At 31.4% G+C, this 25637-nt stretch carries 22 protein-coding genes and 1 tRNA gene; 14 read left to right on the top strand and 9 right to left on the bottom strand.

The window, feature by feature from the left end:
• Window positions 1-38: 38 nt before the first annotated feature.
• The 4 genes from ITB9_RS14435 to ITB9_RS14420 all read left to right on the top strand — a co-directional run bounded on the left by ITB9_RS14435 (window position 39) and on the right by ITB9_RS14420 (window position 4151).
• Entirely contained in the window at window positions 39-536 is a 498-nt protein-coding gene (locus ITB9_RS14435) for a DUF1573 domain-containing protein (RefSeq protein WP_036599036.1), read from the top strand.
• Window positions 536-832: a preprotein translocase subunit YajC gene (yajC, locus tag ITB9_RS14430; protein ID WP_054852786.1), complete on the top strand. Its 297-nt coding sequence runs from the start codon at window positions 536-538 to the stop codon at window positions 830-832. The genes ITB9_RS14435 and yajC overlap by 1 nt, the downstream gene beginning before the upstream one ends.
• A gap of 671 nt (window positions 833-1503) precedes the next feature.
• Window positions 1504-3882: a TonB-dependent receptor gene (locus ITB9_RS14425; protein WP_054852785.1), complete on the top strand. Its 2379-nt coding sequence runs from the start codon at window positions 1504-1506 to the stop codon at window positions 3880-3882.
• A 187-nt stretch (window positions 3883-4069) separates the two neighbouring features.
• Window positions 4070-4151: transfer RNA gene (locus ITB9_RS14420), tRNA-Tyr, on the top strand.
• Between the two features lie 72 nt (window positions 4152-4223).
• On the opposite strand, the gene ITB9_RS14415 is transcribed toward ITB9_RS14420, so the two are convergent.
• From ITB9_RS14415 to pepT, 5 genes are all read right to left on the bottom strand, one after another.
• Window positions 4224-4595: a hypothetical protein gene (locus tag ITB9_RS14415; protein ID WP_054852784.1), complete on the bottom strand. Its 372-nt coding sequence runs from the start codon at window positions 4593-4595 to the stop codon at window positions 4224-4226.
• A 100-nt stretch (window positions 4596-4695) separates the two neighbouring features.
• Window positions 4696-5034, bottom strand: coding sequence for an SET domain-containing protein-lysine N-methyltransferase (locus ITB9_RS14410; RefSeq protein ID WP_082396272.1), 339 nt, complete (start codon window positions 5032-5034; stop codon window positions 4696-4698).
• 233 nt (window positions 5035-5267) lie between these two features.
• Entirely contained in the window at window positions 5268-5786 is a 519-nt protein-coding gene (locus tag ITB9_RS14405) for a hypothetical protein (RefSeq protein ID WP_054852782.1), read from the bottom strand.
• Window positions 5787-5802: 16 nt separating this feature from the next.
• A complete protein-coding gene (locus ITB9_RS14400) occupies window positions 5803-6879 on the bottom strand; it encodes an L-dopachrome tautomerase-related protein (protein ID WP_054852781.1) in 1077 nt (358 codons plus the stop codon).
• 6 nt (window positions 6880-6885) lie between these two features.
• Window positions 6886-8127: a peptidase T gene (pepT, locus tag ITB9_RS14395; protein WP_054852780.1), complete on the bottom strand. Its 1242-nt coding sequence runs from the start codon at window positions 8125-8127 to the stop codon at window positions 6886-6888.
• Window positions 8128-8277: 150 nt separating this feature from the next.
• Here pepT and ITB9_RS14390 point away from each other — a divergent pair, with 150 nt between their 5' ends.
• From ITB9_RS14390 to ITB9_RS14355, 8 genes are all read left to right on the top strand, one after another.
• On the top strand, window positions 8278-9312 hold the full coding sequence (locus ITB9_RS14390; RefSeq protein WP_054852779.1) for a quinone-dependent dihydroorotate dehydrogenase: 1035 nt from the start codon (window positions 8278-8280) through the stop codon (window positions 9310-9312).
• Window positions 9313-9939 carry a LysE family translocator gene (locus tag ITB9_RS14385; protein ID WP_054852778.1) on the top strand — a complete coding sequence of 209 codons (627 nt, stop codon included), beginning with the start codon at window positions 9313-9315 and terminating at the stop codon, window positions 9937-9939.
• Window positions 9940-9969: 30 nt separating this feature from the next.
• The gene (locus ITB9_RS14380; protein ID WP_028289921.1) at window positions 9970-10833 is read left to right on the top strand and encodes a hydroxymethylglutaryl-CoA lyase; all 864 of its coding nucleotides are present in this window, start codon (window positions 9970-9972) and stop codon (window positions 10831-10833) included.
• Between the two features lie 208 nt (window positions 10834-11041).
• Entirely contained in the window at window positions 11042-12250 is a 1209-nt protein-coding gene (locus ITB9_RS14375; RefSeq protein ID WP_054852777.1) for a DUF4856 domain-containing protein, read from the top strand.
• Between the two features lie 87 nt (window positions 12251-12337).
• Window positions 12338-13429: an imelysin family protein gene (locus ITB9_RS14370; protein ID WP_054852776.1), complete on the top strand. Its 1092-nt coding sequence runs from the start codon at window positions 12338-12340 to the stop codon at window positions 13427-13429.
• Window positions 13430-13486: 57 nt separating this feature from the next.
• A complete protein-coding gene (locus ITB9_RS14365) occupies window positions 13487-14851 on the top strand; it encodes an HTTM domain-containing protein (protein WP_054852775.1) in 1365 nt (454 codons plus the stop codon).
• The gene (locus ITB9_RS14360; protein WP_082396269.1) at window positions 14832-17258 is read left to right on the top strand and encodes a TonB-dependent receptor domain-containing protein; all 2427 of its coding nucleotides are present in this window, start codon (window positions 14832-14834) and stop codon (window positions 17256-17258) included. Before ITB9_RS14365 ends, ITB9_RS14360 begins: the two co-directional genes overlap by 20 nt.
• 122 nt (window positions 17259-17380) lie before the next feature.
• Entirely contained in the window at window positions 17381-17629 is a 249-nt protein-coding gene (locus tag ITB9_RS14355; protein ID WP_028607928.1) for a hypothetical protein, read from the top strand.
• 52 nt (window positions 17630-17681) lie between these two features.
• Here ITB9_RS14355 and ITB9_RS14350 read toward each other — a convergent pair whose 3' ends face one another.
• From ITB9_RS14350 to ITB9_RS14340, 3 genes are all read right to left on the bottom strand, one after another.
• Window positions 17682-18761, bottom strand: a complete 1080-nt coding sequence (locus ITB9_RS14350; RefSeq protein WP_054852774.1) for an imelysin family protein — start codon at window positions 18759-18761, stop codon at window positions 17682-17684.
• 2 nt (window positions 18762-18763) lie between these two features.
• Complete coding sequence (locus ITB9_RS14345; RefSeq protein ID WP_054852773.1) at window positions 18764-20170, bottom strand: di-heme oxidoredictase family protein; 1407 nt, start codon at window positions 20168-20170, stop codon at window positions 18764-18766.
• A 74-nt stretch (window positions 20171-20244) separates the two neighbouring features.
• Window positions 20245-21471 (bottom strand): imelysin family protein, encoded by a 1227-nt coding sequence (locus ITB9_RS14340; RefSeq protein WP_054852772.1) that lies wholly within the window; start codon window positions 21469-21471, stop codon window positions 20245-20247.
• Between the two features lie 216 nt (window positions 21472-21687).
• Here ITB9_RS14340 and guaB point away from each other — a divergent pair, with 216 nt between their 5' ends.
• The gene (gene guaB, locus ITB9_RS14335; RefSeq protein ID WP_054852771.1) at window positions 21688-23157 is read left to right on the top strand and encodes an IMP dehydrogenase; all 1470 of its coding nucleotides are present in this window, start codon (window positions 21688-21690) and stop codon (window positions 23155-23157) included.
• Window positions 23158-23397: 240 nt separating this feature from the next.
• Window positions 23398-24915 carry a GH3 auxin-responsive promoter family protein gene (locus ITB9_RS14330; RefSeq protein WP_054852770.1) on the top strand — a complete coding sequence of 506 codons (1518 nt, stop codon included), beginning with the start codon at window positions 23398-23400 and terminating at the stop codon, window positions 24913-24915.
• Here ITB9_RS14330 and ITB9_RS14325 read toward each other — a convergent pair.
• Complete coding sequence (locus ITB9_RS14325) at window positions 24912-25517, bottom strand: hypothetical protein (RefSeq protein ID WP_054852769.1); 606 nt, start codon at window positions 25515-25517, stop codon at window positions 24912-24914. The two genes, ITB9_RS14330 and ITB9_RS14325, sit on opposite strands and share 4 nt — an antisense overlap.
• Window positions 25518-25637: the final 120 nt, after the last annotated feature.

Below are 25637 nucleotides of genomic sequence, written 5' to 3'. Positions count from 1 at the left end.
TTTAAATGTTAAGGTTTCAACAAAACTAAATACCTATTATGAAAAAAGTATTGATTCTATTAAGCGCAGTATGCTTAATCAGCTTAACATCATGTAAGCAAAATGCAGCAGCTAAAATTGACGCAAGTAATGTAACTGCAGCAGCAGAGAGAGATGCAAAATCTGACAAATTACCTGTAATTACTTTTGATAAAAAAGAGCATGACTTTGGTCAAATTGTTTCAGGTACTCCTCAAGAAACAGTATTTACTTACACAAATACAGGTGAGGCACCATTAGTAATTACAGATATTAAAAGTACATGTGGTTGTACAGTACCAAAAGATTGGTCAAGAGAGCCATTAGCAGTTGGAGCATCAGACAAATTTACTGTTAAATTTAACGGTAAAGGAGCAAACAAAACATCTAAAGTAATTAACATAACAGCTAACACAGCTTCAGGAAAAGAGTCTGTAAAGATTTCAGCTTTTATTACTCCAGATCCTAATGCAGCAGCAAAAGGAGCTAATACTAACTTAGGACCAGTTATTAAGTAATGGAAAGTATTAGCAGTTTTTTACCTATAATTGCCATGTTTGCGGTAGTGTATTTCTTTATGATTGCACCACAAATGAAACGTGCAAAAAAAGAAAAGCAATTTGCTGCAGATTTAAAACGTGGTGATAAAGTAATAACTAAAAGTGGTATGCATGGTAAAATTGCCGAGCTTAACGACAAAGACAATAGTTGTGTTATTGAAACCATGTCTGGAAAATTAAAATTTGATCGTTCAGCTATTTCAATGGAAATGAGCTCTGCGTTAAATAAACCAGCAACTAGCTTAAAAAAGTAAATACATTTTACATTATATTATAAAAAGGCGACCAATTGGTCGCCTTTTTATATTCAACAGTTTTTGTATTTATCATATAATCCTTTATGGTCTATTATTAAGGGTCTGATTTTTTCTATTCGTTTTTGTTTTGTTTGCCTCTGTTAAGTAATTACAATATTCACGTTGTTTATAGATTTAAGTGTTTTAAAAGCTAATAGTTAACGTTAGCCTAAAAGCAAAACAGTCTCAAACTTTTTTAAGGATTATTGAGTGTACGCTATTTATCCTTCTTTTGATTATATAGAGCTTTTTTTAAATAAGTATTTATAATATTTAAGTCTACATCATTAATGGATTTAAATCTTAATTGTCTAAGTAACTTGGTTTTTCCTTCTTGTGTATTATATAATAATCTATGCTTATCTTTTAATTCTGTTTTAATATTTTAAGTATTTATTAAATTTAGGACCTCTCTATAGACATGATTATTTTGGATATATTCTTCAACAGAAGATACTTTTTTCATTATATATTATTTAGAGCAATTTAAAAAACTACATTTTTTAACTCTATCTATTTCTATCTCAGATCACTATTTATTTTTATTTAGATTAAATATAAATAAACTTTGAAATTTTAGTTTTGAAGATTATATTTGCGCTTTATTTAAAACCAATCTAAATAATATTATGTTTAAGCAAATAACTTTTATATTAATTATGGCAGTTCAGTTGTCATTTTCACAATCTAAAATAACTGGTACTGTTACTAATGAAGCAGATGAAATAATTCCGTATGCATCAATCACCTTAGAAGGAACATATATAGGTGTATCAGCAGATGCTGATGGTTTTTTTATGTTCGAAGATCTTAAAAATGGGGCTTACACTATTAAGGTGTCTTCAGTTGGATACAAAATAGTAAATCAAGTTGTCAACTTAACTGAAAACGAAACAAAATCATTAACATTTAAACTTCAATTTGATGGTGATTTAGACGAAGTAGAAGTTTTTGGTAACCGTTTTAAGCATCCTGATAAAATTGAAGCTTTGACTAGATTACCATTAGCACCTTATGAACAAATTCAAAGTATATCTATAATATCAGATAAATTGATAGAACAGCAAGGTAATTTAACAATTTCTGATGCAACCAAAAACGTTCCTGGTGTGTATACATTTGCTACCTATGGTAATAAAAGAGAAAGTATGTCTTCTCGAGGCTTTAGAGGAATTCCTGTTTTAAAAAACGGAGTTAGAGTGCATTCAGATTTTAGAGGTCAAGGTATTTTGACAGATATGCAAGGTGTAGATAATATACAGGTTTTAAAAGGTGCAGCATCAATTACGCAAGGTGTTGCAACCGATTTAGGAAGTCCAGGAGGTATTATAAATCTTGTTACTAAGACTCCTAAATATGAATTTGGTGGTAATGTATCTTTACGTGGTGGAAGCTTTGGTCAAGCTAGAACTACTTTTGATGTTTATGGTCCTTTGGCCAAAACTGAAACAACTGCTTTTAGATTAAATGGAGCTTTAGAGCGTGCCGATAGTTATAGAGATGGAATAAGTTCTGACCGATTTTACATCAACCCTTCTTTTCAATGGAAAGCAGATGACAAAACAACTATTACTTTAGAATTAGATTATTTTGAGGATAGCCGAACTCCAGATTTAGGAACTGTAAACCTTGGTGAAAATGATCAGAATTTAATTTATGACTTACCATATGATCAGTTTTTAGGTTTTGAAGATGATAAAGCATTAACGACTAATACAACTTATGCTGTTAGATTTGATAGAGTATTATCTGACAAATTAAGCTTAAAAGGAGCTTATTATAAATCTAATTTAGAGCTTGATGATAAAGGAGCTAGTTTAGGTGGTGTAGTTAGTGATGTAGATGGTAATTCAATTTATAATCAAAGATCAAGAGGATATTCTCTGTCAACTAGAGAAGACAATAATAGTGTCATTCAATTTGACTTAATAGGTGATGAACTAAAAACAGGAAATATTTCACATACTTTTCAAGTAGGATTTGACTATCGCACCAATAATTATAATACAACTTCACAACGTGCAACTACTGTAGATACCATAGATGTTTTTACTAGTAATACAAGTGTATTGCCTAGTGATATAGACTTTTCAGCAATTTCAATTCAATCAGCTAAATCAAAAGCGTTAGGATTTGTTGCTCAAGATGTTGTAAAGTTTAACAAGTATTTAAAAGCCTTTTTGGGATTACGTTACAGTAAAACCAGAACAATCACAGAAACTGAAACAACTGAAAGTGATGCTTTTAATCCATTAGGTGGTATTATTGTTTCTCCAATAGAAAATGTAAATGTCTTTGCTTCTTATACCAATAGCTCCTATCCAAGAACAGCAACAAGATTAGATGTTAATGGAAATGAGTTAGGTAATGAGCGTTACGACCAATTTGAAGCAGGTATTAAAACCAATTGGTTAAATAGCAGATTGCGTTTTAACTTAACTTACTTCAAAATAAATAATAAAGATATTAATCTACCGGTATATGATGTTAACTGGGAAGAAACAGGGTATTATGCTAAAGGAGGTAATGATGAAAGAAAAGGAATAGAAGTAGAGCTTACAGGTCGTATTTTAGATAATTTAGAAGTCATTACTGGATATTCATACATTGATGCACAGTACAAAGAACACACGTCATATGTATATGGTTCAGCACCTTTAAACACACCTAAGCATACGTTTAATGTGTATGCTAATTATAGTTTTAAAGAAGAATTACAAGGTTTATCAGTTGGAGCAGGAGTCTATTATACAGGAGAACGTCCAATTAATGACTGGAGTGCAGGAGCAGTAACACATGAAGGTATTGTACCAAATCAAGAACCATTTGATGTTGATGCTAATACCCAAGTTAATGCCCAATTAGCTTACAAAGTTGATAATCATTGGAATTTTAGAGTATTAGTTAATAATGTATTTGACTCTATAGGTTACAATGCCTATAGAACAAGTTTTATTAATCAAACAGATCCAAGAAATTTTTCAGGAGTATTAACCTACAAATTTTAACCCAAATCTACTTTGTTTAAAGCGTAACATTAAAAAATGTTACGCTTTTTTTATGTTTTAATTTTTTATTTAATTTTTTTTTCAGGTCTAACTTATTAAAAATCAACTCCGAAAAAAAAGACGTCAAAAAACTGCACTTTTTTGTTTGTTATATATTAAAAGTTAGTATATCTTTGCGGTCAGTTTGGGGGAGATACTCAAGCGGCCAACGAGGGCAGACTGTAAATCTGCTGACTACGTCTTCGCAGGTTCGAATCCTGCTCTCCCCACTTTATAACTAAAAAAGCCTTCTTATAATAAGAAGGCTTTTTTTCATGCTTTATATTTTAATCTTTAATGACTTAGTAGTCCATTAAAGCTTTTTTGTAATATTTTAAATCTAAAATATTCATGCTGTTTTCTAGATTACCTATTAACGCAATTAAATATTTTAAACTCTCAACAGGATCTAATGTAGAAGCTTCAGTGGTGTCCACATCAATATCTTCATCTTCAATTGGACTATCTTCTGGAATAGGAATTAAAAAAGAGTCGTTAGCTTCTATATGCTCATAGGCATAACGTAAAACTTTAACAGCTAAAGGAACTTCTAATTCTAAAACATAAGTTCTTAATTGTTTGATGTCGTCAATTAAAGTATCTGTATTAATACCTGTAGCGTCTAGGTTGCTTTGGATACTGTCTATTAATTTAAGTGCTTTTTTATTTTCCAAGATGTAAAATTAAAATAAGGTTAGTTACTGTGTTTATGCAAATTTAATTTTTTCTTTCCTTACGGGAAATCAATTACAGATGTTTATTTTAAAATAAATATTATTCCTGATGCTTTTTCCAGTAAGCTTTACCATAACCACAAAAAATCTCTTGATCAGATTTTATTTTTTTTGTTGCTTTAATGCAAACGTTATGATTATCATCTAAAGTGATTTCTGCATTGTTTTTAAACTTAGTATTGATGCTTCCTTTGGTGTCGTTAGCATATTTAGCAAAACAATCAGTATGCATACTATCCATTATAGTACCATTTAATAGATTAATAAAATATCTGTCGTTATTTTGTTTAGCTCGTTTATGTGCTTCATTATTATCTAAAATTTCACCTTTAAAAAGCGTTATAATTTCATCTTTATAAATATCTATTGCAGTAAACAATCCATTACCAGCTTTAGGGATTTGTGAAGGTTGTACGTATAAGTAATCCGCTTCATCTGCATCAATTTTATTGTTTTGTGAAGTCGTATTTTTGATAGAATTTAATTTAATTATTAGTAATAATTTTTAAAATAACCTTAGTTATTTGTACGAAGTTAATTAAAATAGCAAAAGCCAAAACATAAGTTTTGGCTTTTATAGGTTATATTTTGTGATTAATTGGTTTTGAAATGTTACAATTCAATTGTTTTTAAATCAATGTAATCACCATTCCAATCTTTATGTTTCTTTACAATCTCTAAAGTTTTTGGAATCGAAAGGTTTTTTGAAACTTCTAATTTTTCATTAAAAATACTTAACGTATTGTTACTGGTATTATAAATCATATTAGCTCCATTTATAGGTGCTTTTATAGCTTTACCATTACTCATTTTTATGCTATTGGTAATAACATTTTCTCTTAAATATTGTTGATTACCATCCTTACTAACAGTACCTTCAAATTGTAATAATGTATAAAAATTTAATGTACTATCATTAGATTTTTGATTTTGAATCTTTTTAGTAGCTGTTGATAAAAAATCAATGTGATAAGCACTGTCTTTTACTATTTTTAGCACAACAATTTCGTTACGACTTGTTTTGTAAATAGACTGTTTAATGTGGCTGTTTTCGCTTTTTGTATCAGTTTTATCTTTACAACTAATAACTACAGATAGTAGTAATAGTAAAATTATGGTTAGTTTTTTCATTTGGGACATTACATGGTTATTTAAGACTTATTTTATTGACTTGAAAAGTCATGGTAGATATTGGACCAGATATTTCGTTTATTCTAGAATTAGTATAATATAAGGTGTCATTATAAATGCTAAAAGTATCAGCCCAACGTACTAAATCACCTTTAGCTATTATTGTTGTCGTTCCTTTTAAATCTCTTTTTAATATGGCGTTATTTTCTAGATCTGCGTAATAAAGATTACCAGATTGATCAAAAATCATTCCGTCAGGTGCTGCAGTTTTATCAACAGCTTCAACAGCTGCTTCAATTTGTTGATTTGTACCATTAATTAATACATCAGTTGATACTGCATATAAAGTGTAACCAGTTAGCGCATGAAAATATAATGTGTTATCTATTTGGTTTAATGCAATTCCGTCCGAATGTACAGTGTTTACCCATTGCTTACCATTAATCGTTAAATGATCTGCTTCTGCAGTAGTAGATTTATGGTCAGTCAATACACGTTTAAAAATTCTTGATTCTAAATCCAAAATTATTAAACCAGCATGTCCAGAATCCGTAAAATAAGCAACATTATTTTTTCGATCTATACGCACGTCATTGATATAAGAGTCTTTAAAAAACACATCGTTTGTTAGCGTAAAGGTTTGTTTTAAAGCGTTTTTTTGTAAATCAAAAACAAAAATTTTAGGGTTAGAAATAACACCTTTAAACATAGGGTTTCTTGTGTCCACTACAAACAATTCGTTTTGAGAAGCGACTACAGATTGAACAGCTACAAAAGTAGAATCTGTTACTGTTGCGTCTTCTGTCCAGTTGTTCCAATTTTTATTTGGAAATGGTATAGATTGTCCGTTTACAATTTCGGTTACAGAGTGCTTTACTGTTGGTCTCCATCTAGGAAAATTAACAAACATACGTCCAGTCTCACTAACAGTAACACCTGTAACTTGTTGACCTGTAAATTGTGCAACTTCTGTAATAACAGGTAAAGTGTCTGTTTTTGTAGCAACTTCTGTTGTAATATTTGATTGTTTTTTATCTGTTTTGCAAGCTATTGTACACAGTGCAATAGCAGAAAGTATTAATATTTTTTTCATCACATTTTACTTGTTTTGTTCAGCAGTAATTTCTGCAATTTTGCAAATCACTTCAGCAGCCTTGATCATGCTTTCTACAGGAACATACTCATAACGACCATGAAAGTTATGTCCACCAGCAAAAATATTAGGACACGGTAAGCCCATATAACTTAATTGTGACCCATCTGTACCACCACGAATGGCTTTTATAAGTGGTTTAATGTCTAACTGTTTCATAGCTTCTTCAGCAATATCTACAATATGCATTACAGGTTCTACCTTTTCTTTCATGTTAAAATACTGATCTTTAATTTCAATAGTAACAACCTCTCTTTCGTATTGGCTATTTAATTCATCAGTTAATTTTTGCATCATTTCTTTTCTAGCTTCAAAATGACCTAAATCATGATCTCTGATAATGTATTCTAAAACAGTTTCTTCCACTTCACCTGAGATAGAGTATAGATGGAAAAAACCTTGGTAACCCTCAGTATGTTCTGGCGTTTCAAGTCTTGGTAATGAGTTTATAAATTCGGTTGCAATGTACATTGAGTTTACCATTTTACCTTTAGCATATCCAGGATGTACTATTTTACCTTTTACTTTGACAACTGCACCTGCAGCATTAAAATTTTCGTATTCTAATTCTCCAATTTGGCTACCATCCATTGTATAAGCCCAATCAGCCCCAAATTTTTCAACATCAAATTTATGAGCTCCACGACCAATTTCTTCATCAGGAGTAAATCCAACTCTGATTGTTCCGTGTTTGATTTGTGGATTAGCAATAAGGTATTCCATTGCCGAAATAATTTCTGTAATTCCAGCCTTATCATCAGCGCCTAAAAGCGTTGTTCCGTCTGTAGTAATAATAGTTTGACCTTTATATTGTAATAAATCTTCAAAATAATCTGGTGATAATACAATGTTTTCATCTGCATTAAGGACAATGTCTTTACCATCATAAACATCAATAATCTGAGGTTTTACATTAGCTCCAGTAAAATCTGGAGTCGTATCAAAATGAGATATAAAACCAATAGTTGGTACGTCATGATCTACATTACTTGGTAAAGTTGCCATAATGTAAGCGTGCTTATCTATAGTTACATCTTGCATACCAATAGTTTTTAGCTCGTCAACCAAAGCATTAGCTAAATCCCATTGTTTGGCAGTACTTGGTGTGGTGTCACTAGCAGGATCAGACTCAGTATCTACAGTAACATAACTTACAAACCTTTTAATTATATCTTCTTTTGAAATCATTTTATTGTGATTTTATATTTTAATTATTGTCTTAAATTTACAGCTAAATTAATTAATTTAACTGTAGGCCAAAGTTACGATTATTAAGTTTTTCAGCTTTTGAATTGCTCAATTTTTTAATTAGAATTACTTTTGTGCAAACCTATTACAATGTACAAATCCCTTCTAAGACCAATTTTTTTTAGTTTCGATCCTGAAAAAATCCATCATTTCACGTTTTCATTAATAAAATCGACCTCTAAAATACCTGGAATGTCTAAACTTTTTAGACGTTTATATACCATTGAAGATCCTAAGCTGGAGCGTAAGCTATTTGGTTTAACCTTTAAAAACCCAGTCGGATTAGCAGCAGGTTTTGATAAAAATGCAGTGTTATATAACGAACTTGCTAATTTTGGTTTTGGTTTTATTGAAATAGGAACCGTTACACCAAAAGGTCAAGCTGGTAATCCAAAACAACGTCTATTTAGATTAAAAGACGATCAAGGGATTATTAACAGAATGGGCTTTAATAACGAAGGATTAGAACAAGCAATACTTCAACTTAAAAAAAATAAAGGTAAACTTATTATTGGTGGTAACATTGGTAAAAACACACAGACTATACCTAAAGATTATACTAAAGACTACTTGGAATGTTTTAATGGTTTGCATCCATATGTAGACTATTTTGTGCTAAATGTTAGTTGTCCAAACGTTGGTAGTCATGCTAAACTAAATGATAAAGACTATTTATTAGAGTTAATAGGAGCTGTGCAAAAAGCTAATAAAACGTTTGATAAACAAAAACCAATTGTATTAAAAATTGCTCCAGACTTAAATAATAATCAATTAGATGAAATTATTGAGCTTATTGCAGAAACCAATTTAGATGGTGTAATTGCTAGTAACACTTCTGTGGATCGCTCCAATCTTAAAGCTTCCGCAGAAAGATTGTCAGACATAGGTAATGGAGGTGTTAGCGGTCAACCAGTAAAAGAAAAGTCTACTAAAGTTATAAAGTATCTAGCTGAAAAAAGTAATAAAGCTTTTCCTATTATTGGAGTTGGCGGTATACATTCGGCTAAAGACGCATTAGAAAAAATTGAAGCAGGAGCAGATTTGGTTCAAATTTATACAGGATTTGTTTATGAAGGTCCAAGTTTAATAAAAAAGATAAACCAAGCTATTTTAAACAAAAGCTAAATGAATTTTGAAATTCTTTTCAGTTTTGTTCTAGCCACAGCAGCATTAGCTATCTCTCCAGGACCTGATAATATTTATGTATTAATGCAAAGTATTACTAATGGTCGTAAATATGGATTAGCGACGGTATGTGGTTTAATTTCTGGTTGTTTAGTCCATACAACTTTAGTAGCATTTGGTGTTTCTGCTATTATAAAAGAAAGTGATACTCTTTTTTTTATAATAAAAGCCTTAGGCGCAATATACCTATTGTATTTAGCCTATAAAGTTTTTAAAAGTGATGCTAATGTAACCTTGTCTGATGCAGTAGTCCCTAAAAAAAGTTTAGGACAATTATTTAAGCAAGGTGTGATCATGAATGTGTTAAATCCAAAAGTATCTATTTTCTTTTTGGCATTTTTTCCGGCTTATTTATACAGTGAAACTATTAATACGGTTACTCAGTTTTACGTTTTAGGATTATTATTTATGACTACGTCTTTTGTTGTTTTTGCATTAATCGCAATTTTAGCTGGATTTATTTCGGATTACTTAAAACAAAATAAAAATATTGGTCTGATTTTAAAATGGTTACAAATTGTGGTCTTTATTGGAATTGCAATTTTTATCTTTCTTTCAGAAAAATAAAGTACTTTTATAGAACAATACAAAGTGCAAATGTCAAACCAAGTTAAAGTTATAGAATGTCCTAGAGATGCCATGCAAGGCATTAAGCAGTTTATTCCTACAAAACAAAAAGTACAATATATCCAATCTTTGCTTCGTGTTGGTTTTGATACTATTGACTTTGGTAGCTTTGTGTCACCTAAAGCTATACCACAAATGGTTGACACAGCAGAAGTGTTGGCACAATTAGATTTAAGCCAAACTAAAAGTAAATTATTATCAATTATAGCTAACTCTAGAGGTGCTACTGATGCTTGCAAGCATCCAGAGATTGATTATTTAGGCTATCCATTTTCTATTTCAGAAAATTTTCAAATGCGTAATACACACAAGACTATTGCACAATCTATAGTTTTACTTCAAGATATTTTAAATCAGGCAGATGCAGCTAACAAAGAAGTTGTGGTGTATATATCAATGGGATTTGGTAACCCATATGGCGATCCTTGGGATGTGAATATAGTAGGAGAGTGGACTGAGCGTTTAAGCAAAATGGGAGTAAAAATCTTGTCTTTAAGTGATACTGTTGGCACTTCAAACCCTGAAAATATTGACTATTTATTTTCTAATTTAATTCCAGAATATCAAAATATAGAGTTTGGTGCGCACTTACATACCACACCAGATACTTGGTTTGAAAAAGTGGATTCAGCCTATAGAGCAGGTTGCAAGCGTTTTGATGGAGCTATTCAAGGTTTTGGAGGTTGTCCAATGGCTAAAGATGACTTAACTGGTAATATGCCAACAGAAAAGGTATTGTCTTATTTAACTTCAAAAAAAGTTAATAATCTAAATGCGATGTCTTTTGAAAGTGCTTATAATGAAGCTTCTAAGATATTTAATGCATATCATTAACTACTACATATTGTCTTTCAATTAAATTGAAAGATTTTTAACTATTTTAAAACGCTGTAATATAGGTTTTTATGTTGTTTTTTTTGTTTTAATTTAAATTTGGTCTAAATAAACTTGTAATAAAAGCTTTAGGTTTTTATTTTTGCATAAAAAATACAGAGCTATCTGTATTTAGTCTAAATAATAATAGAAACAAAATTATTTTTAAATGAAAAAAATTGCATTCGGATTAGCAGCATTAGCAACCTTAGCATTAACCTCATGTTCTAGCGACGATGATGGTGGAAACGTTACACCAACGACTTCTGTAACAACTCCAGACACATATACTTTTGAAAGAGAAGGAAGTACAACAGTTAACTTTAGTGGTCAAACAACACGTATTCAAATGGCTCAAGAGTTAGTCGCAGGTTTTTTAGACACTTCTAATACAGAAGCAACTTTAGACGCAATGTTTGCTCATGAAGAAGGTAATGCAGATTTTAGTGATCCAGATTTAAATGCATCAAACAAAAGCATTAGAAGTAAAACAGCAGCTTCTACAGATTATTTTTCAGCAAATACTACAGATGCAGCAGTAATAAAAGCAATATTCGATTATTATATTTTTGCACAAGTAGAGGATGTATTCCCTAACTGGACAACTATCGCAACAGCTGGTTATGCAGGTCAATTACAACAAGCTGGTGGAGGAACTACACGTTATGTCAATGAACAAGGTTTAGAATATAACCAAGCCTTTGCAAAAAGTTTGATAGGTGCTTTAATGACAGATCAAATATTAAACAACTACTTAAGTCCTTCAGTTTTAGATGCAGGAGATAATGTTGCAAATAATGATGCAGCTGTTTTAGATGGTGATAATAATTACACTACTATGGAACATAAATGGGATGAAGCTTATGGTTACTTATATGGTAACGAAGACAATCCAGCTGTTCCAGTTTTAGGAGCAGATAACTTTTTAAACGAGTATTTGTCAAGAGTAGATAGCGATACAGACTTTAATGGTATTGCAATGGATGTATACAACGCGTTTAAATTAGGTCGTGCTGCAATTGTAGCTAAAGATTATGACGTACGTGATGCTCAAGCAGACATTATTAGAGAAAAAATATCTCAAGTAATTGCAGTTAGAGCAATCTATTATTTACAACAAGGAAAAAATAATCTAGGAACAAGTAATGCATCAGCTTTTCACGCATTATCTGAAGCTTACGGATTTATTTATAGCTTACAGTTCACAAGAAAACCAGGGACTACTGAACCATATTTTTCTAAAGACGAAGTATTGTTTTTAACAGACTCTTTAATGCAAGGTGATGGTTTTTGGGATGTAACTGCCGAAACTTTAGATACTCTTTCTGATACAATTTCAGCAGAGTTTAGCTTCACAACTGAGCAAGCAGGAAGTTAAGATTTAAACTTATTAATAGTAGTCATTTATTTAAATGGCTACTAATAAGTATTTTTGCTCACTGAAAAAAGAAAAATTATTATTTATATGAAAAAGTTAATTTACATTTTTGCGGTATTTGTACTAGTAGCAGCATGTTCAGAATCTGATGATTCTAATGACAATGGTGTTGTAGACAATTATAATAGAGCTGCCATGCAAACCAATTTAGCAGACAATATTATAATACCAAGTCTTGAAAGCTTCAAAACCTCTTTAGAAACATTTTCTGATGCTAACTCAACATTTGTTGCTAGTCCAGATCAAGTTAATTTAGATAATTTAAGAGCAGCTTGGTTAGATGCTTATAAAAAATGGCAGTTAGTAGAACCTTTTGATATCGGTCAAGCCGAAGTTATTGGTTACCGTAATCAAATGAATATATATCCTACAGATGTAGATAATATTGAAAGTAATATTGAAAACGGAAACTATGACTTAACGCATGATAATAATAATGACGCAGTTGGGTTTCCTGCATTAGATTATATGCTTTATGGTTTAGCAGACTCTGATACAGAGCTATTAAACAAATATCAAGACGTAAAATACATTACGTATTTAACAGATTTGATAGAGGCTATGAGCATGATTACCGAAGAAGTTCTTACAGATTGGACAACAAATTACAGATCTTTATTTGTCTCTAGTACAAATAATACCTTAACAAGTGCTGTAAATAAATTCATCAACGATTATATTTTTTATTTTGAAAAAGGTTTAAGAGCAAATAAAATTGGTATTCCTGCAGGAGTTTTTTCAACAAATCCATTATCTGAAAAGGCAGAGGCTATATACAATGGAAGTAATTCAAGAGATTTAGCAATTTTAGCTTTAGATAATGCTCAAAATATTTTTAACGGTAAAACTTCTATTAATTCAGAAATTGGAGAAGGTTTTTATTCTTATTTAGTTCAGTTAGGTAGAACAGATTTAGCAACACTTATTAATACCAGAATAGATGATGCTAGAGAGAAAATTCTACTTTTAAATCAAGATTTAAAAACTCAAGTTGAAATCGATAATACTAAAATGAACGAAGCTTATGATGCATTACAGTTAGTAGTCGTATCTTTAAAAGTTGATATGTTACAAGCATTTGATGTAAGTGTTGATTATCAAGATGCTGATGGTGATTAATACTAAATAACACTAATTTTAAAGGTTGATTGTAATATATCAACCTTTTTTTATAATATGAATTTTAGCTTTAAAACATATTTAAATAAAACCACAGATGCTGCAACTTTAGCAGTGTTCAGGATTGGTTTTGGTGTAATGATGTGCTATGGTATAATTCGTTTTTGGGCCAACGATTGGATTGACACAGTTTACCTACAGCCCAAATTTCATTTCAAGTATTATGGTTTTGAGTGGGTTCACGTTTTAGGTAATTACACCTATTTATTATTTTTAATATGTGGTCTGTCTGCCATTTTTGTAGCTATAGGTTATAAGTATAGATTAGCCATAATTACCTTTTTTATTAGCTTTACTTATATAGAGTTAATGGATAAAACTGTGTATTTAAATCATTATTACTTTATAAGTATACTTAGCTTTTTAATGATTTTTTTACCTGCTAATGCCTACTTTTCTTTAGATAATTATAAGTCTAAAAAAGCTTTTAATACCATGCCTAAATGGTGTGTAGATAGTATTAAACTGCTATTGGGTATCGTTTATTTTTATGCAGGATTAGCTAAAATTAATAGCGATTGGTTATTTAGGGCTCAGCCTTTAAAAATTTGGCTACCTTCTAAATACGATTTACCATTTATTGGCGAAACTGTGATGCAGCAAGAGTGGTTTCACTTTGCTATGAGTTGGTCAGGTATGTTGTATGATTTGCTTATTCCGTTTTTTCTATTGTATAAACGTACACGCTTTGTAGCCTTTCTATTTGTTATTTTTTTCCATGTATTTACAAGAGTGTTATTTCCAATAGGTATGTTTCCTTTTGTAATGATAGTTAGTGCAATCATCTTTTTTGATGCTACAATACATCATAAAATATTAAATAAAATAAAGTCGTTGCTTGGCTTTATTTCCGCGAAAGCGAAACCTATACAATACAAACAAGCATACACAGTAAGGTATAGTAAATTAATACTACCTATAATAGGATTATTTTTTGCGATACAATTATTATTTCCGTTTAGATATTTATTATATCCAGGCGAATTATTTTGGACAGAGGAAGGTTACCGTTTATCATGGCGAGTGATGTTAATGGAAAAAATGGGTAACACTACGTTTAAAATTGTAGATAAAAACGGGAATTCATTTTTGGTTAACAACTCAGATTTTTTAACACCATTACAAGAAAAACAAATGAGTTCTCAACCAGATTTTATATTAGAGTACGCTCATTATTTAGGTGATCATTTTAGTAGTCAAGGTCATAAAGGTGTAGAGGTTTATGCTAAAAGTTATGTGGCTTTAAATGGAAGATTAAGTCAATTATTTGTTGACGAAAGCGTAAATTTGTACCAAGAAAAAGAATCATTTAAACACAAAGATTGGATTTTACCATTTAAAGATGAAATTAAAGGACTTTAACCTATTATTACTAGTAACGTTATCTGCTTTTAGCATGATGGCACAACAAAAAATTTCTGGTACTATTATTAATCACAAAGGCGAAGCATTAAGTAATATTGGTGTTTATGACTCTGCTAAAGGGTTGATAACCATGTCAGATCCTAATGGTTTTTTTAGTTTTACTACTGAAAAAGAAACTTTAAAATTAACCTTTTTTGATTATGAATACGAAGTTTTAGAACAAACCATAAATACAGCTGATGCTGAAAATTTAAGCATTAAATTATTTCCTTTAACGGAAACCACTTTGTCTGAAGTAGAAATTACCGTTAGAAAAGCAAAATTATTTAGCTTAAACCGACTAGCAGATGTTGAAGAAACTGCTATTTACGCAGGAAAAAAGACAGAAGTAGTTTTAGTAGACCAATCTATGGCTAATCTTGGCGCTAACAATGCAAGGCAATTGTATAGTCAAGTGGCTGGTTTAAATATTTATCAAAATGATGATGCAGGTTTACAGCTAAACATTGGTGGTCGTGGTTTGGACCCAAACAGAACCGCTAATTTTAATACACGTCAAAATGGTTATGATATAAGTGCAGATGTGTTAGGATATCCTGAGAGTTATTACACACCAACTGCTGAAGCTTTACAAGAAATACAGATAGTTAGAGGTGCTGCATCGCTACAATACGGAACGCAATTTGGAGGTTTGGTAAACTTTAAAATGAAAACACCAAACACACAAAAACCATTAGAAGTTATTACAAGAAATACCGTTGGTAGTAATGGTTTATATACCAACTTTACAAGTGCTAGTGGTACTAAAGGTAAGTTTAGTTATTATACTTTTTTTAATTATAAAAAAGGAGATGGGTTTAGAGATAACTCTAACTTCGAGTCTAAAAATTTTTACGCCCATTTAGGGTATCAATTTAATGATAAAACCAAGTTGAAAGGTGAGGTCACGTATTTAAGATATTTAGCAAAACAGGCTGGAGGATTAAATGACGATATGTTTGAAGACGATCCTTACCAAAGTAATCGAGAGCGTAACTGGTTTCAGGTAGATTGGTTGTTGTATAATTTAAAGCTATCACATCAATTTTCTGAAAACACAAATTTTACATTTAACGCATTTGGATTAAATGCTTCAAGAAATGCATTAGGTTATAGATCCAATCGTGTGGATCAAGGAGATAGTAATGGCGTTAGAGATTTAATTAAAGGCGAATTTGATAATTTTGGTTTTGAAACTAGAGTTTTGACCAATTATAACCTGTTTAATAAAAAATCGATAGGACTTTTAGGTGCTAAATTTTATAAAGCAGAAAACACCTCTGAGCAAGGACCAGGAAGTGATGGTTTTGATCCTAATTTTGATTTTCAATATGAAACTTTTCCTAATTATTCTAATCAATCAAGTTATACGTACCCTAACTTAAACTTGGCTATTTTTGGAGAAAATATTGTGTATTTAAACGATAAGCTATCTATAACACCAGGTTTTAGATTTGAATATATTAACACCCAAAGTGATGGTTTTTATAGAGAAATTAATACCGATGGAGCTGGTAATGTTATTTTAAATGAATATACAGAGGATGACTTAACCAGAGAACGCTCGTTTGTACTTTTAGGCCTAGGTGCTAGTTACAAACCAAGTAATACGTTTGAAGTCTACGGAAACTTATCTCAAAACTATAGATCTGTAACATTTTCGGATATTAGTATAAATAATCCAGCCTTCATAATTAGTCCTGATATTGATGACGAAAGTGGTTTTACTCTAGATGCAGGTATAAGAGGAAAACTATCCAATAAAGTATCTTTTGATGTTAGTGCTTTTAGCTTATTTTATAACGATAGAATAGGTTTAGTACAACGTGTTTTAGAAGATACAAGTATAAAAACCGAAAGAGGTAATGTTGGTGATGCTATGATGTATGGTATTGAGAGTTTAGTAGAATTTAACTTAGAAAGCCTATTGCTTAAAAACGAAGATTATATTTTTAACTACTATGTTAACTTTTCTTTTGTAGACTCAGAGTATACAAGGTCTAATGGAATAGGAGTAGAAGGTAATAAAGTGGAATTTATACCAAACTATAACTTTAAAACAGGTGTTAGATTAGGTTATAAAGACTTTTTATCTAACATACAATATACCTATTTATCGTCTCAGTTTACAGACGCAACAAATTCCGTTGATGGAAATTTAAGTGGAGTTGTTGGTCAGATACCAGCTTATGATGTTTTAGACGTGTCTTTATCTTACAAGTACAAGCAATTTAAGCTTGAAGCAGGTGTAAACAATGTATTGGATAATGCTTATTATACAAGACGTGCTACAGGTTATCCTGGACCAGGAATCATACCGTCTGCCAACCGTAATTTTTACACAACATTGGAAGTAAAATTTTAAAATCACTCATTTATTTTAAGACAGTCTAAATAGAAACTGTTGCTAATCAGTGTGTTTGTTTGGTTTTTGACTTAATGTTTTAATATCTTTAAGTAGTATTAATCTATAAAAGAAGAAAAATTATGTCAATAAGAATAGGAAATAGTTGTGTGAATTGTGAAAATTTAACTGAGAATGAAGTATGTAAAGTACACGCTGTAAAAGTAAGTGATAATTATACTTGTGATAGCTTTGAAATGAAAGCTGCACTAAAAAATGATCCTAATTGTGGGACTTGTGCACGTTATGAATCTACTAACTGTGCTAATCCGCAAAAAGCTGCACCAGGAATGTTATGTTCACATTGGGCACCACAAAATGCTCAAGCTTAATTTTAATTATAGTTAAAGTAAAAGCCCACTTTTAAAGTGGGCTTTTTTATTTTTAATCTCCATCATTATCTGTAGATGTGATAATGATTGATAAAATACTTCTAACATCAACACTAAATAATATACCTAATGCATCAAGTTCTGTATGTAAGTGTGCAACCAAATCAGGATGAGAGTTTATAGCGTCAAATAAAGGTACAGGAATAGCATCAATTGCATTTTGTACGTCTTCAATTTTATTTTCTACTGCTTGATTTAAATCATTATTTTTAATAATATGGTGGACATAATCATCAATACCTAAACCTTCAGAATTAAAATACACATTTTTAACACTATTAATGTTTTCTTTTAAAATAGTTAATGATAAACTACTAAAATAAGCTTGTGTAAGTTCTGGATTGGTAATTTGAGAATTTTCTAAACCTGCAGGTTTTCCAATTTTAGTTACTTTTCCTGTATCTATCAAATTATATAAACCATTGTATAATCTATTAAAAGAATCTCTTATTCCGCTTTCATTATTATCAATAAATGTACTAGCATAATTACCAGGGCTATTCCAGATACCAACAAGTCTTTCTGATTGTGATTTTAAATCTAAGGCTGTGTATTTTAAATAATCTTGTCTTTTAATATCATTAATAAATTGAGTGTTTATAGTAGTAATATCTGTATTAAACAATAAATACTCTAAAGCAGACAGAGTTTTAATTTGTGGACTTTTAGTTGCTAACAATTCTTCAGTAATAGCATCATTGTCATTGATAACATTTTCTAAAGCACTTGGTAGTGTTGGCCAATTGTATAATGCTAAATGCATAAACTGATCCCTAACATCACCAATATTAAAGGCATAAATATTAGCATACGCTTTAGCTGTTATTTTCCATTGGTCTTGAGCAAGACTTAAATTAGCTTCAGTTAAAGTGTTTAAATAGGTTTCGATACTAGTGTTTAATGTATTGCTTTCAGTATTAAAATGTACGACACTTGGTAGTATTTGGTGATTTGTGACATCTTCTAAAAGTCTCATAACATTAAATGCTACTTCGTCTTGTTGATCGTCATCACTATTACAACTTAATGCAAATAGACAAATAAATAGTATGGCTTTATATGTGTTTTTCATAATTATAATGAGTTTACAAAATCAATTAATTGTTGACGTTTTTCAGCAGATAAATTTTTGAAGTTTTGTTTAATAGTTTCAGCTTCTCCACCATGCCATAAAATTGCTTCTTCTATATTTCTAGCACGACCATCATGAAGTAGGTTGGTGTGGTTATTAACGGTTTCAATTAAACCAATTCCCCAAAGTGGTTGCGTTCTCCATTCGTTTCCGTTGGCATTAAAATCGTCTCGATTATCAGCTAAATCGTCTCCCATATCGTGTAATAAAAAATCAGAATATGGTTTGATTGTTACATTTTTTAAAAATTCGCTTTCTGCTTCTGTACCTGTTGTTTGGTTAATAGCATGACATGCGATACAGTTAAGTTCATCAAATAATATACGTCCTTGTATGACATCTTCATCCAAATAATTACGACGATTAGGTACTGCTAAATGAGCTTGATAAAATACGACTTTATCCAATTGGTCATCGGTTACCTCAGGAGCTCCTCCATTAGGAGCATCAAAACAGTCTTGTTGTGGAGACGGACAGTTTTGCTCACTAAAAATTGTTGTAGTTAATCCCATATCACCATGAAAAGCACCTGCTACTTGTTGTTTTAAGGTTGGTGCATTAGCTTTCCAACCGTATTTACCAACTTCTGTTGTATTGGTTTCATAGTTATATACAAAATTAGCACGACCAGAGATACCATCGTTATCACTATCATTAATATCTTCAAATTTAGTGATTTCAATATCTGGTAAAGCAGAAATTAATCCTAAGCCAATCGTTTGTTGCCCAATTCTTGGAGAGGTGTTTACACCATCTAAACTTCCAAATTGTTCGTCTTGAAACGTATAAATTGGTTTTTGTAATTGGTAAGTTGTTCCATCAGGATAAGTCCCTTCTATAGTTTGATAGTTAACAATAACTTTGGTTTCATATTGTATACCATTATTAGCGAGGTCTTGTAGTTGTAACCCATAACCTGGTACAGGAATTGCGTCTCCATTAACATCTTGTCCATTTAAACTAACACGCATTAAAAATCCGCTAGAATTTTGTCCATTTACTAAAGGTTGACCTCTACCATCTTTAAAATGGCAGTTTGCACACGCACGAGCGTTAAACGTTGGACCTAATCCATCTCTAGCTGTTGTAGACGCTGGAGAAGAAACCCATGTTTGATTAAATAAAGAATTACCAGTTGCAAATTTAGCTTGTTCTTGAAAGGATAATCCATCTATTTCAAATCCAAACGCATTTCCACTAGTAGAGTTAACACCTAGTGCACCAGTTAATAATTCTTCTCCATCAATATACCCATCTAAAGGGGTTTGAATATCGATATAATTATCATCATTTTTGCAGCTTATTACTGTCAAAATAATTAGACTAAGTGTTAATAATTGGTATTTCATTATGTACATATTTAAAACAGAAAAAATCTCGAAACTTAATTCGAGATTTTTAAATCATTGTATTTTATAATCTATTATAAGCTAATTCCTATAGCAGTAGCAGATGCACTAATCTCATCAGCCCACTCTTGAAGAGCTACTACACTTTGCATAACTACTCCAAAATTAGAATCTGTTGAGCTTTCTAAGGTTATTAAATAATCAAATGGTTGAGCGTTATTAGCAATAGCATTTACTTTTTCCATTGCATTTTCAGCAGCAGTTTTTAAAATCGCTGCTTGAGTAGGATTAGCTTGTTTTACTAAATCGTAAAAAGAAGCACCACTAACAGTACTATATTCACCAAAAATCACATTGTAAACCCCTTTTGCATTAGCATAAATATCACGATGTGTGTTGTCACTAAAACAAGAATGTTCGTCTTCTTGACCTAATCCACCAATACCATCGGTAGAATCTACAGGAGCAATGATACGTTCAGAGCTTAACTCGTCACCAGCAATAAAAAAAGCTCCATTTATTAATTGTTTAAGTGCAATCTCTTGATCTAAGCTTTCAAAAACAGCTCTGTATGTTCCTCCAGTAGCCCAAGTTGTTGTTAAAGCATTTAAATCGCTAACTAGTAAATCGGTTGCTGTTTGTAAATATAAAGCGCGTCTGTCTGCATGATCAGCAGTTGTATAATCGGTAAATGCTCTTGTTCCTGGTAAGTCGTCCACTGGCATTGTGTTGTCTTGTCCCCAAAGTAAAAACTCAATAGCGTGCCATCCAGTACTTATAGACTTTTCTTGCTCCACGTTAAAACCTTCATTGTAATTTGCAAGAGTAGCTTGATCAATAGTAATAGTGTCGTCACCTATAATACTGTCGTAATCGTTAGCATATTCCTCTGTCCCAGCAGCAACATAGTCGATATAACTTTCGTCTATGGGCCAAGCATTCATTTGTCCCTCTGTACCTAAAGACCAAGTTTCAGATTCAGTATCAACAGGTCCAGTAGCTTCTCTAAAGGCTTCTGTTAATCCGTAAAATTCTCTTGCATCTAACCAGGCTTGCTTAGCAGCAGAAAAACTGTCTTCTGTAGGTGTAGCTATAAAATCTTCAATAACTGATTGCATATCTAAAGCACTATTGTAGCTATCTAAATAGGTTTGGTAAACTAAGTTACCATAAGTTGCAGTCACATCAGATTTACTAACTGCATTTGAGTCTTCTGTTATTGTATCATCATCATTATTACATGAAAATATAGATAAAGATAATCCAAGTACTAATGTGGTTTTAAAAAAATTGGTTTTCATTTGTTGTTATTTAGACTTAATAAAAATAATAACGCAAATATATTTTTAGATTCAATACAAAACAAGTTATTTAGAATAAATCTTAATAAATTTTTAAGATTAAATTTCAATTCTAAAATCATTGAATTAAATATTTAGTTTTCATTCTGATTGTTAAAAAGTATTATAGTAATAATATAATGTTTACCTTTACACGCAATTAATTCTAATTGCAACATGACAGCACACGAAAACAAAATTGTCGGAGAAGGTCTAACGTATGATGACGTACTTTTAGTTCCAGCATTTTCAGAGGTACTTCCACGCGAAGTCAACATTCAATCTAAATTTACAAGAAATATTACCATTAACGTACCAATAGTTTCTGCAGCTATGGATACTGTTACAGAAAGTCAAATGGCAATTGCTATGGCTAGAGAAGGAGGTATTGGTGTGTTGCACAAAAACATGACTATAGAGCAACAAGCGACTAAAGTACGTAAAGTTAAACGTGCAGAAAGTGGTATGATTATAGATCCTGTAACTTTACCTTTAACCGCTGTTGTAAGTGATGCTAAAAATGCAATGAAAGAACATAGCATTGGAGGAATCCCAATAGTAGATAAAGACGGAGTTTTAAAAGGTATTGTTACTAACAGAGACTTACGTTTTGAGCATGAAAATAGTAGGCCAATTGTTGAGGTTATGACAAGTGAAAAGCTAGTTACAGCTCCTGTTGGAACATCATTAAAAGATGCTGAAAAAATATTACAACAAAATAAAATTGAAAAGCTTTTAATAGTTGAAGGTGATAAGTTAGAAGGTTTAATAACCTTTAGAGATATCACTAAAGTCACACAAAAGCCTATAGCAAATAAAGATACTTTTGGGCGTTTACGTGTTGCAGCAGCAATTGGTGTCACTGGAGATGCTGTAGATCGTGCTGAAGCTTTGGTTAAAGCCGATGTTGATGCCATAGTTATAGATACTGCACATGGACATACAAAAGGTGTAGTTAGTGTTTTAAAAGAAATAAAATCTAAATTTCCTAAACTAGAAGTTATAGTAGGTAATATTGCTACAGGAGCAGCTGCTAAGTACTTAGTAGAAGCAGGAGCAGATGCAGTAAAAGTTGGTATTGGACCAGGTTCTATTTGTACAACTCGTGTTGTTGCAGGTGTTGGTTTTCCTCAATTTAGTGCAGTGTTAGAGGTGGCAGCAGCTATAAAAGGAAGTGGAGTTCCAGTTATTGCAGATGGAGGAATCCGTTACACAGGTGATATACCTAAAGCCTTAGCTGCAGGAGCAGACACTGTTATGTTAGGGTCTCTTTTAGCAGGAACCAAAGAAAGTCCAGGAGAAACGATTATATACGAAGGACGTAAGTTTAAGTCGTATAGAGGTATGGGATCTGTAGAAGCTATGAAAAAAGGAAGTAAAGACCGTTATTTCCAAGATGTTGAAGATGATATTAAAAAATTAGTACCAGAAGGTATTGTCGGACGTGTCCCTTATAAAGGTGATTTATATGAAAGTTTACACCAATTTATAGGTGGTTTAAGAGCAGGAATGGGTTATTGTGGAGCAAAAGATGTAGCCACTTTACAAGATACTGGACGTTTTGTTAAAATTACGGCTTCAGGAATTAATGAGAGTCATCCACATGATGTGACTATCACCAAGGAAGCTCCAAATTACTCAAGATAACACCTTGTTAAAATATAAAAAAAAGCACAACTTTTGAGTTGTGCTTTTTTTATTAAGATTAGTTATGTTATTGAAAATTACTTGAAATATGAGCTAAATTGAAACTTTAATGGTTTATTTAGAATGTTAATTTTACTTTAAGATAACTTGATGAATGCATATTTATATTTATTTTCAAATTATTGTTCACTAGAAGAGTTTCTCTTTTAGAATTAATACAAGTAATCAACTTACATAACCATGGAAATTATAGGAAATATTATAAAAGGTGCTATTCATTTAAAGGATGCTTTAACACCAGAGGTCAATCCAATTGAAGCACAAGAAAAAGTATTGGAAATGCTTTTAAAAACAGCCAAAGACACCCAGTTTGGTAAGCACTATAATTTTGAAACTATACTAAATCAAGAAACGCCTAGTTTAGCTTTTGCAAATCAAGTTCCGTTTTTTGACTATAATCAAATTAATGAAGCTTGGTGGTCTAAATTACATGAAGGAGAAGAAGATGTTACCTGGCCAGGAAGTCCTACTTATTTTGCATTAAGTTCTGGTACAACCGGAAAAACCAGTAAGCGTATTCCTGTTACAGACGCAATGTTATCTGCTATAAAACAAGCAGGAATAGATCAAGTTACTGCACTTAGTAATTTTGATTTGCCAGCAGAATTTTTTGCAACAGAAGCGATGATGTTAGGTAGTTCTACCGATTTAACAGAAAAGGACGATCATTTAGAAGGTGAGATTAGCGGAATTACTGCAAGTAATATTCCATCATGGTTTAAAGGTTTTTATAAACCAGGCGAAGCGATTGCTAAAATAGACGATTGGGATAAACGTGTTGTTCAAATAGCAAAACGAGCAAAACAATGGGATATTGGAGCATTAAGTGGTATTCCTTCATGGATGGAGTTAATGCTTAAAACAGTTATAGACTATCATAAAGTAGACAATATTCATCAGGTATGGCCAAACTTACAAGTCTATACTTCTGGAGGAGTCGCTTTTGGGCCTTATAAAAAAAGCTTTAATGCCTTACTTGGTAAACCAGTCACTGTTATTGATACTTATTTAGCTTCAGAGGGCTTTTTGGCTTTTCAAGCCAGACCAGAAACCACTGCAATGCAGTTAGTGACTAATGGCGGAATTTATTTTGAGTTTGTACCCTTTAAGCCAGAATACATAAATCCTGATGGATCCATAACACAAGATGCACCAAGTTTAACTTTAAAGGATGTTGAACTTGATCAGGATTATGTTGTAATAATAAGTACTGTTAGTGGAGCTTGGCGTTATTTAATAGGTGATACTATAGAATTTACAAATATTGATAAAGCAGAAATAAAAATAACAGGTCGTACTAAATTCTTTTTAAATACAGTTGGTTCTCAGCTATCAGTTAATAAGTTAGATGATGCTATTAGGTTTTTAGAAGAAAAATTTAAGACTACAATTCCTGAATACACATTATGTGCTAAGCGTTTTGATGATGGTTTTTATCATTCTTGGTATTTAGGTTCTGATAATTTAACATCAGAAACTGTTGCTGATGTTTTAGATGAATTTTTGAAAGATGCTAATAAAAACTATAAAGTAGCTAGAGGTAAAGCTTTAGAAGGTGTTAAAGTAGAAGTGGTCAGTCCTGAAGTGTTTCATGATTGGAGTGGAGCTAATAAGAAAAAAGGTGGTCAAGTTAAAATGGAACGCGTTATGGGAGAAGATAAGTTTAAAACTTGGGAGGATTTTGTCGTTAAATATTAAGATTTAGAGATTTCTAAGTCACGTTGATGTATTAGTTCCATAATTTCTTCTGGAGATAAATAGTATTTTTTGATTCTAGCAATATATGATGCATCAATATTTGCTTGACTTAAGATAAACTCTTTTGTAATCAAAATATATTTTTCCATACCAGATTTAACAGCATAAGTGTCTGCAGCTCTTTCTGCTTCAGCAATATGGTTATCTGACAATAAATACTTAATGCCAAACCAAATTAAATTACTGTTACTTCGGTTTCTGTAATCCATAATATGACCTAATTCGTGACCAATCCAACCTATAATAACATCTTTTGGCATGTCTTTAGTATAAAAGGTTTCGCCTGAGATTTTAACAGTCTCACTAATAAAAATATTATAGGATCTGTTGCCTTTTTTCTTAAAAAAACTACCAAAACTAGGCTGTGCTTGCATGGTAGATTTTTTAATGTTTTTCTTAAACTCGAAATTAATAGTCGTATCCTTTAAATCAGGATAGTAAGATAGAGCAATTTCTATTTCTGTTTTAATAGATTCTGGTATTGTACATTGTGGATAGGTCGTATTTGTCATTAAAAGTATTAGGATTAATTTTAGTTTCATTTATACAATAATATATGATTTTACTACTTTGATTGAAAGTCTTTTAACTTTTAATAGGTTGTTTTTAACAGACATAAAAAAAAGACACTAATCACTTTTAAATGATTAAGTTGCATTTTT

This window comes from Olleya sp. ITB9, from assembly GCF_001315805.1.
Classification (GTDB): Bacteria; Bacteroidota; Bacteroidia; order Flavobacteriales; family Flavobacteriaceae; genus Olleya; species Olleya sediminilitoris.
The sequence above is the reverse complement of the archived record's forward strand: the minus strand, read 5'-3'. Positions and strand labels throughout refer to the sequence as shown.